14 protein-coding genes are annotated in these 7310 nt (G+C 63.8%); 3 read left to right on the top strand and 11 right to left on the bottom strand.

Translation table 11 applies throughout. The features are described from left to right. Positions 1-5 precede the first annotated feature (5 nt). From IBJ82_RS26850 to IBJ82_RS26895, 10 genes are read right to left on the bottom strand one after another with little or no spacing between them, the layout of a single operon-like run. The gene (locus IBJ82_RS26850; protein ID WP_194828746.1) at positions 6-659 is read right to left on the bottom strand and encodes a hypothetical protein; all 654 of its coding nucleotides are present in this window, start codon (positions 657-659) and stop codon (positions 6-8) included. Next, on the bottom strand, positions 656-832 hold the full coding sequence (locus IBJ82_RS26855; protein ID WP_194828747.1) for a hypothetical protein: 177 nt from the start codon (positions 830-832) through the stop codon (positions 656-658). Before IBJ82_RS26855 ends, IBJ82_RS26850 begins: the two co-directional genes overlap by 4 nt. Then, positions 829-1503, bottom strand: coding sequence for a DNA cytosine methyltransferase (locus IBJ82_RS26860; protein WP_194828748.1), 675 nt, complete (start codon positions 1501-1503; stop codon positions 829-831). Before IBJ82_RS26860 ends, IBJ82_RS26855 begins: the two co-directional genes overlap by 4 nt. Next, a complete protein-coding gene (locus IBJ82_RS26865) occupies positions 1500-1694 on the bottom strand; it encodes a hypothetical protein (protein WP_194828749.1) in 195 nt (64 codons plus the stop codon). Before IBJ82_RS26865 ends, IBJ82_RS26860 begins: the two co-directional genes overlap by 4 nt. Positions 1695-1696: 2 nt before the next feature. After that, positions 1697-2017: a hypothetical protein gene (locus IBJ82_RS26870; protein ID WP_194828750.1), complete on the bottom strand. Its 321-nt coding sequence runs from the start codon at positions 2015-2017 to the stop codon at positions 1697-1699. Beyond that, complete coding sequence (locus IBJ82_RS26875) at positions 2014-3321, bottom strand: FtsK/SpoIIIE domain-containing protein (RefSeq protein ID WP_194828751.1); 1308 nt, start codon at positions 3319-3321, stop codon at positions 2014-2016. Before IBJ82_RS26875 ends, IBJ82_RS26870 begins: the two co-directional genes overlap by 4 nt. Further along, positions 3321-3527: a hypothetical protein gene (locus IBJ82_RS26880; protein ID WP_194828752.1), complete on the bottom strand. Its 207-nt coding sequence runs from the start codon at positions 3525-3527 to the stop codon at positions 3321-3323. Before IBJ82_RS26880 ends, IBJ82_RS26875 begins: the two co-directional genes overlap by 1 nt. Position 3528: 1 nt before the next feature. After that, positions 3529-4134, bottom strand: a complete 606-nt coding sequence (locus IBJ82_RS26885; RefSeq protein WP_194828753.1) for a DUF2637 domain-containing protein — start codon at positions 4132-4134, stop codon at positions 3529-3531. Between the two features lie 2 nt (positions 4135-4136). Next, positions 4137-4412 (bottom strand): hypothetical protein, encoded by a 276-nt coding sequence (locus IBJ82_RS26890; protein WP_194828754.1) that lies wholly within the window; start codon positions 4410-4412, stop codon positions 4137-4139. Next, positions 4409-4897: a hypothetical protein gene (locus IBJ82_RS26895; protein ID WP_194828755.1), complete on the bottom strand. Its 489-nt coding sequence runs from the start codon at positions 4895-4897 to the stop codon at positions 4409-4411. Before IBJ82_RS26895 ends, IBJ82_RS26890 begins: the two co-directional genes overlap by 4 nt. An 85-nt stretch (positions 4898-4982) precedes the next feature. On the opposite strand from IBJ82_RS26895, the gene IBJ82_RS26900 reads away from it, so the two are divergent. The 3 genes from IBJ82_RS26900 to IBJ82_RS26910 are packed head-to-tail and all read left to right on the top strand — an operon-like array spanning position 4983 to position 6980. Next, the gene (locus IBJ82_RS26900; RefSeq protein WP_194828756.1) at positions 4983-5348 is read left to right on the top strand and encodes a winged helix-turn-helix domain-containing protein; all 366 of its coding nucleotides are present in this window, start codon (positions 4983-4985) and stop codon (positions 5346-5348) included. A 4-nt stretch (positions 5349-5352) separates the two neighbouring features. After that, the gene (locus tag IBJ82_RS26905; protein ID WP_194828757.1) at positions 5353-6411 is read left to right on the top strand and encodes a hypothetical protein; all 1059 of its coding nucleotides are present in this window, start codon (positions 5353-5355) and stop codon (positions 6409-6411) included. Then, on the top strand, positions 6408-6980 hold the full coding sequence (locus tag IBJ82_RS26910) for an isochorismatase family cysteine hydrolase (protein WP_194828758.1): 573 nt from the start codon (positions 6408-6410) through the stop codon (positions 6978-6980). Before IBJ82_RS26905 ends, IBJ82_RS26910 begins: the two co-directional genes overlap by 4 nt. Positions 6981-7031: 51 nt before the next feature. Here the strand turns inward: IBJ82_RS26910 and IBJ82_RS26915 are convergent, their stop codons facing one another. Then, positions 7032-7196 (bottom strand): hypothetical protein, encoded by a 165-nt coding sequence (locus IBJ82_RS26915; protein ID WP_194828796.1) that lies wholly within the window; start codon positions 7194-7196, stop codon positions 7032-7034. Positions 7197-7310 lie beyond the last annotated feature (114 nt).

Consider the following 7310-nt stretch of genomic DNA (forward strand, 5'->3'; position numbering starts at 1 on the left):
GTCGGTCATGCGGCTTTGCGGGTGGACGGAATGGTCTTGAATCCGGCCATCGATTCGAACGGGACCACGACCGGGTCAGCCAAGCTGTCGGTGCGGCGGAACGTGATCTCGACCAGGCCAGGACCGACGAGGGCGACTTTGGCCTTTTGGGCACCGAAGCCGTGGGCGAAGTGGTCGGCGCGGTGGGTCCAGGTGTCAGGGCAGTGACCGGGCAACATCCGGGCACGGACCGTGTCGAGGGATTCGCCGATCTCGACGGAGACAAGCCGCGGGATCAACGTCCGGTCGCCGTCACGGGTGGACAGGCCACAGGCGGTGGTCATGGTGGTCCAGCGACGGCGGTAGCGGAACCAGGCCAGGAACCGGGACCGGACACGGCCGGTGAACCAGCGCTCGAAGGTCTGCGGGCTCACCACTCGCCACAGCACCATCCCCGCGACAGCCCCACCAGCCGCCCCGACCCCAAACGGCCAACCGAAGAACCAACCGGCAGCAACAGCGATGCTGGCGGGGACCGAGATCATCGGGAACAGAAGCGCCCACCAGGCCAGGGTGAATACCGACAGCAGCAGTCGACCGGCGCCGGTGAGTACGGCGTCGAGGACTTCGCCCGCCGGGTCATGCGCGGTCGTCGCGGTGGTGGTGGTGGTGGTGTTCATCGGTTGGTCTCCGGATCGAGGTCGGACGTGGGGAACAGCGGCAGTTGTCCCGGTGTGGGGTCGGTCGGCAAGGTGACGATCTTCTTGCGACGCTTGCGAGTTTTGGCGGCAGCAGCAGCCACTACCGGGTTCGGTTGTCTGCGAACAGGTTTGGATGTTTCGCCGGTGTTCATGCCGCCTCCAAACCGGTGTTGTCGAGGTGGTCGAGCAGGTGCAGCCCGAGGTGATGGGTGTAGGCGGGCGGGATCGCTTGGGCCAGTTCGGAACCAGTCATCCAGTCGATGCCCATGCACGCCGGACCGAGCCAGGCCGAGATGTCGCCGGTCATCGAGATGTTCATGCCGGCGTCGAAGTCGCGGCGCCGTTTCTTGGTCGAGGTCCGGGCGGTATGGGCGGGATGCCAGGGCACCGCGGGCAACCACGGGATACGGGTGTCGATGGCGAATTTGCGGTGGCGGTAGGTCCGTAGCCCGAACATCGACCCACACAGCACCGCATCAGCGCGCATATCCGCACCCATCACGTTCTCGACCACCCACGGCACCGGCTGTGCTGCGAGTTGGTCCAGGGTCGCGCCGAGCAGCCATCCCGAGCCGTTGATCCCGGCACGAGACGACAGCGGGGTGTGGTCGTGGCAGGGCGGAGACGCGGCGATAGCGTCGAACTCGTGGCCGTGAGCGGTCAGGAATTCCAGCGCGTCGCCCTGGTGGAAGGTGAAGGGGTAGCGCGGTTGCGGCTCGATGTCGACGCCGGTCACGTCGAAGCCTGCGCGGTGGTAGCCCATGGAAGCGCCACCGGCCTTGCAGTACAGGTCCAGCAGGCGGGGACGAGATGAGCTGTTCATGCCGCGTCATCCCAACCGGCGTAATCGTCGTAGTCGTTCCATGCCGGCGCGGTACCGGTTTCGGCGAGCATCGTCACGGCCACGGCGATCGGGTCGAGGCCACGGGCTTCCGAGCGGCACCGGCTTCGGGCGGCGAAGTCGATCACGTCAGCGAGACCGTTGTCGGTGCGGGTGGTGTTCTTGCGTGCCATGGTCAGTTCTCCTGGGTGAGTTCGGATTTGGTGATGCCGCAGGTGTTGCAGGCGGCTTCGGCTGAGGAGGCGGGCCAGATCGCCTGTTGCCAGGTCGGTGGCCAGCGATGCCCATTGGTTTCGCATTCAGCGGTGGCCGCGCAGGCGTCGCAGGTGATCCGGTCGCCGTCGTAGGCCCACCCGCCGAGCTTCACGCCGAGGAACGAGACGGCTTGGTTGGTGGAGTCGAAGCAGATCGATTCGCCATCGGCGTCGGTGAGGACATCGCCGCAGGTATCGCAGTAGATGACGACGTGGGATTCGGTGATCAGGCCGCGTTTCATGCCGCCCACCCCTGCTCGTCGTCCTCACCGGGGATGAAGTCAGGATCGAAGGTGGACGGGTCGAAATCGTCCTCAGTACCGGTCGAGGTGACCGCAGGAGTAGGGGCGTAGGCGTCCACGATCGCGTCGGCCTGGTCATCATCGATCCAGTACGCGCGGACCCGAACGAACTCGGTGGTGCCGTCTTCTCCGACGTAGCCGACACCGGGTGTGGTGTCGGGGATCTCGTGGCACAACGCCCCACGGTCCTTGGAACCCTGGCCGTGGACCATGGAGGTCTGGGTGGGCTCGTCCAGGCGCAGCCCGATCCGGACGGGGAACAGTTGCCGGAACGGCATGGTCTCTTTCGACGGGTCCTGCAGCGCGGCGATGACCGAGACGCCGACTGCGCGACCTTGCGAGAGGAGCAGGCCGAGGAGTCGTTCGAACTCGGTGCGCTGCTCACGATTGGCGTACGCCGACAGGGCGGCAGCTTCGTCGATGATGATCAGGATCAGCGGGGCGTCGGTGGTCGGGACGTGCTTGCGGACACCGGCCGAGCGCAAGGCCGAGGCCCGGTTCTCCATCACTTGGACGGCTTCGGTGAGCATGGCCAGGATGCCGTCAGCGGTCCACTGGAACCGAACCCACAGCTTCTCCCCGCGCCCGAATTCCATGCCGCCCTTGGGGTCTGCCATCCAGATGTCCACGAAGCCAGCTTTGATCGCGGGGCCGAGGCCGCGGATGATCGACCACAGCACCGAGCCTTTGCCCGAACCGGTCGCACCGGCGAGGAGGATGTGGGCGTAGAGCACGCGCAGCAGCCACAGCCGACCGTCTTCCCGGATACCGGTTTCGACGGCCTCCAGATCGACCCCGGTCGAGGCCACACCAGGCACGGTGACCGACGCGGCGAGAGTGTCGAAGGTCCGCAGCTCCACCCGCAGGAAGCCCGGCGAAGTCTGGGAGACAAGGACTTTCGGCACACCGAGGTACTGGGCAAGTGCGTCGGTGGTCTCGGCGTTGGTCCAATCGGTGAGCTTCTGCCCGCCGACCATCTGGACATCGATCATGGCGCCGGACTCGATCAGTTCCGCTGACAACACGTTCGGCCAGTTCCCCTCGGACCCGAGGCCCAGCACCGGCCACATCAACGACAACTGGCGGGCATCGGTCAGGATCAGCGCGGCGGTACGCAAATCCGCCGGCACTCCGTCGAGGGCGTCGACCTTCTGGCCGGGGTAGATGACGCCGTCGAGGTGACGCCACCACAGCAGCACACCAGCGGCAAGGACCGTCGAGAGAGCGACAATGGTTGTGACCATCACGCCACCGCCCGCAACGTCGAGGCGTAGACATCGAGCGCGGCCAGCAGCTTCTCAGCCACGACAGCGGCATCGGCCGGGGTCAGATACAGCGTGGCCCCCGGACCCACATCAACGGTGACCATGCCGATGCACCCCTGGTACTCCACCTCCAGCGTGTTGTCGTAAGTCGAAGCCTTGATGGACATGAACGAGGTGTCAGACATTTCAGTTGCCCCCTGTAGGGATCGGGACCGCGACAGGCAGCAACGGGGCAACCGTGCGCGGAGGAGTGTGGAAGGTGTGCACCGGCGAGAGGGCCGGGACGGGAGTCGAGGCCGCGACCATCGACGCCAGGTCCGGCGCGTCGGTGTCAGCGGTCGTTGTGGGTGCGGTCTCGACCACGACCGTGGGAGCCGAATCACGTTGTGCCGCACGTCGAAGCAGGACAAGACCGTGTGTGTCGATCAGCAGGGCCAGCGGGGGAATCGCGGCCAACAGGGCACCGCCCCAGCTATGGCCGGTCAGATATGCGTGTACCGAGTTGCTCGATACCGATACCGCTGCCCCGCCGACCAGAATCCAGGAGAACCATTTGTGTTCAGCCGATTTCGGTGGCAGGGCGATCACGGCCATGGTGGCTTGGATGATGGTGCCGTCCACGATTACCGGGAACAGCCACGCCAAACCGCGGGGTGTGCCGCCCATGATCGCGAGGTCTTGCAACGCCGCGAACGACAACACGAACGCGGCAGCACCGATACCGATGAGGACGAGGACGGCGGACCAGCGAGCCCACCGCATTCCCGAGGACTGCTGATCCGCCGTGTCCATCGCTACGCCGCCTCAGCCTTGGCTTTGGCCTGCGCCTTGGTGAACTGCTCCTCGGCGTCGTGGGTCATGAGCAGGTCTGGCAGCGACTCGGCCAGCTGGCGGACGATGTCCATGTCCAGGAACACGGTCGCGGTCGGTGCCCCGTCGCTGTCGCGCAGGCTCAGGCGCACGCTGGCGGGGACCACGCGGATGACCTCGTGGGGTGTCGCCGGAACGTAGTCGGCCTGGACGGTGGCGATCTCGCCGGAGTTCATGTGGATGTAGGACATGGCGATCACGCGGCCTTGTCTGCGGCGCGGTTGTTGACCCTGGCACCGGAGTTGTCGCCCTTGATCCCGGTCGCACGGATCAGGAAGCCGATCGACTTGAACTGTCCGTTGCCGACCACACGAGGCTTGAGCATCAGCCCATCCAGCTCGATCGGACGCAGGCCCTCCATGACCTCGTCCTCCGAGGGAACCGGCATCACGTCAGCGACGAAGGTGATGTCGAAACCGGTCTGGTTCGCCCGGCCGCCTGCCCGGTCCATGATCGTGGCCTTCCACAGCCGCTTACCCGAACCGTTGCCCTCCCGGTCGAAGTCGAGCGACTGACGCTTCGGCGCGTTGCGATCCTCACTGAACTCGGTCTGGGCCTCGATGTTGCCGAGCAGCAGCACGCCCTTCGGGAAGACGGAACGGAAATCGGTCGGGATCCACATGTCCTTGAGTGCCATCGGAATCAGCTCCTGTGCGTTGGTGAGGTTGGTCATCGCCTGACTCATATAGTTGACCATGGACCTCTAGTTGAGTCAAGCAGTCATCCATGCTCATCTATGGGAGTCATGCATAGTCACCTATGATTGACCCATGGAGAACACCGACCGATCCCGACCGAAATACCAGGTCATTGCGGAGAAGATCCGAGCCAAGATCGAATCCGGGGCATACCTGGCGGGCGCTCAGCTACCTACCAAAGCCGCACTTGTCGAGGAGTACGACGCGGCGCTCGGAACTATCGACCGCGCGCTCGAAGTCCTTCGTGCCGACGGGCTCACCGACACCTATCACGGGGTCGGCACTTTCGTTCGAGGTCCAGAACCAGAAGCGGCCGACCCAGTCGCCGAACTTGCCGAACGAGTCGCGCAGCTCGAGGCGCAAATGATGGATGTATACGCCAACCTTGGCATCAACGCACCATCGGCCGACGCCGGCGAGCAACGACGAGTGGTGTAATCGCATGGACGCGAACATCACTGACCTTCGATCGCGATCGAAGTACAAACCGGATTTCGGAGCGCTCGCACGTAACCGAGTAGCCGTCGCTCGTGCAGCAACTGGGTTGGATCGCGTTGACTTCGCACGGATGCTCACCACGCTCGTTGGGCGCGAGATCACGCCAGGGCTGATCACGTCGTGGGAGACGAACGTGACCCCGCCCGGTGACATCGTGCTCGCCGCTTCCTCGGTATCGCCGAATGGCTCCGGCGAAATCGGGCTCAGATCACACAAGTTCATCTCAGTGCGCGTCGCACCAGAACTTGCCAGCCAACTTGCCGACAACGACTTGGAGCCTACGCGGATTGGCATCAGCGACGCTTGCACCCTCTACGTGTGGCGGTATGGATCGGTTATTCTCCACCTCGTCGAGGAGCTCGAATTCCCCGACATCACCAGCCTCGCATTCTGGCGCTACGAGTCATACAACGCCAACATGGACTGGGCGGTGGACATCGTCTCCAAGTTGATCGAGGGTCCGGCCACGAGTTCCTATGTCCTCAGCCTGTATTGGGTCCACACACCGGTGTGGTCGGGGCGTATTCTCGACTCCGCACTCAAGCTCATTTGTGCGCCTCGCGTACTGCTTGAGCGTGAAGGCGCGGCCGGAGCCGCGGAGCGAGACCTACTCTCGGAAGGCTTCGATCCGGACAATATGCGCGCTTTCGGCGTGCAAGGTGCATCGCTTGGCTTCGCCTCCTGGTCTGGCGTTTCGTATCACCCATTCGACACTCACCGCGCCCTCGCCGAAGACGATCTAGTCGCCGTTGAGCTTGAGGCGCAGGCTATTTGGAGCTACTGCTCCTACATCGGCGAGTCCATCGAACGAGGCGATACCCCTACGATTGTGCCCGGCTACGGCTGTGGCTTCCTGCGGGCCGCACGCTCCAAGCTGTTGACGCCGAGGCCACAGGAGTCCGGGGCGCATCGAGCGATGCGCGAGGCCATCGTCCAGACCAGCGCGCTACCGGAACACCTATCAAATGCGATGGACACTCTTAGGGAAATGGGAGCGAAATGAGTTCACGATCCGCACTCGTGGTCATAGACGTACAAAACGGATTCGTGAATGAACACTCACGCCACGTTGTTCCAACTATTCGTGCGATGGCCGATGCATGGCTCAGCGCCGGGGGTGACGTGATATTTACCCGCTACTGGAACTACGAGGGATCGCCGTATGACCGGCTCATCGGATGGCGTGGCCTCATGCAAGCGCCCGAAACGAACCTCGTCGAGGAAATAGCCACAATGGCCGAGGGTGAAAATTCAACAGTTCTCGACAAGACGACCTACACGGCATTCACCGACCAAGGTAGGGCGATTCTTGCCCCCTACACGGACCTGTACCTATGCGGTATCGCAACCGATGGATGCGTGCTTAAGACGGCACTCGACGCCTTCGAGGGCGGGTTCACGCCGTGGATCATCGAGGATGCCTGCGCATCGAACGCAACACGGCACCCAGCCGCAGAGGTACATCAGTCCGCGCTCACGCTGATGTCTCGGCTTGTCGGAAGCGGGCAACTCATCCGGTCCGATGCCGTTCTCAAGTCCATCCAGGCCGAGCAAGTCCGCCGTAGGGCATGAACCGAAGTCCGTGCGAGTCACCTCACGAAGTTGTTGCTGAAATTCGCTGACCTATCCGTGATCGATTGGGTCTGCCAGCAGCACCACCCGGTCGGCTGCCAGGTCGAACCCGAGCAGTGGATATCCGTACTGACCTTCGGCGCTCATAAACACTGGCTTGCCCAGTCGACGACCGATCGCGCATACGAAGTCGCACAGGGTGTTGTCAACGGCCATTCGTAAGTCCCCGCTGGTGGCCAACGGGAAGTCCCCACCCCCAGGCGGGGGTGGGGTGCTCAGATCAGGGGCGCTCACCTGCTTTCGTGCGGTGTTTCATCCGGTAGGAATCGC

It is taken from the genome of Nocardia sp. XZ_19_231 (assembly GCF_015355705.1).
GTDB lineage: Bacteria > Actinomycetota > Actinomycetes > Mycobacteriales > Mycobacteriaceae > Nocardia > Nocardia salmonicida.

Excerpts from the sequence above, each read along its gene's own strand:
- IBJ82_RS26850 (WP_194828746.1), bottom strand. The coding sequence starts at position 659 with ATGAACACCACCACCACCACCACCGCGACGACCGCGCATGACCCGGCG.
- IBJ82_RS26855 (WP_194828747.1), bottom strand. The coding sequence starts at position 832 with ATGAACACCGGCGAAACATCCAAACCTGTTCGCAGACAACCGAACCCG.
- IBJ82_RS26860 (WP_194828748.1), bottom strand. The coding sequence starts at position 1,503 with ATGAACAGCTCATCTCGTCCCCGCCTGCTGGACCTGTACTGCAAGGCC.
- IBJ82_RS26865 (WP_194828749.1), bottom strand. The coding sequence starts at position 1,694 with ATGGCACGCAAGAACACCACCCGCACCGACAACGGTCTCGCTGACGTG.
- IBJ82_RS26870 (WP_194828750.1), bottom strand. The coding sequence starts at position 2,017 with ATGAAACGCGGCCTGATCACCGAATCCCACGTCGTCATCTACTGCGAT.
- IBJ82_RS26875 (WP_194828751.1), bottom strand. The coding sequence starts at position 3,321 with ATGGTCACAACCATTGTCGCTCTCTCGACGGTCCTTGCCGCTGGTGTG.
- IBJ82_RS26880 (WP_194828752.1), bottom strand. The coding sequence starts at position 3,527 with ATGTCTGACACCTCGTTCATGTCCATCAAGGCTTCGACTTACGACAAC.
- IBJ82_RS26885 (WP_194828753.1), bottom strand. The coding sequence starts at position 4,134 with ATGGACACGGCGGATCAGCAGTCCTCGGGAATGCGGTGGGCTCGCTGG.
- IBJ82_RS26895 (WP_194828755.1), bottom strand. The coding sequence starts at position 4,897 with ATGAGTCAGGCGATGACCAACCTCACCAACGCACAGGAGCTGATTCCG.
- IBJ82_RS26900 (WP_194828756.1), top strand. The coding sequence starts at position 4,983 with ATGGAGAACACCGACCGATCCCGACCGAAATACCAGGTCATTGCGGAG.
- IBJ82_RS26905 (WP_194828757.1), top strand. The coding sequence starts at position 5,353 with ATGGACGCGAACATCACTGACCTTCGATCGCGATCGAAGTACAAACCG.
- IBJ82_RS26910 (WP_194828758.1), top strand. The coding sequence starts at position 6,408 with ATGAGTTCACGATCCGCACTCGTGGTCATAGACGTACAAAACGGATTC.
- IBJ82_RS26915 (WP_194828796.1), bottom strand. The coding sequence starts at position 7,196 with ATGGCCGTTGACAACACCCTGTGCGACTTCGTATGCGCGATCGGTCGT.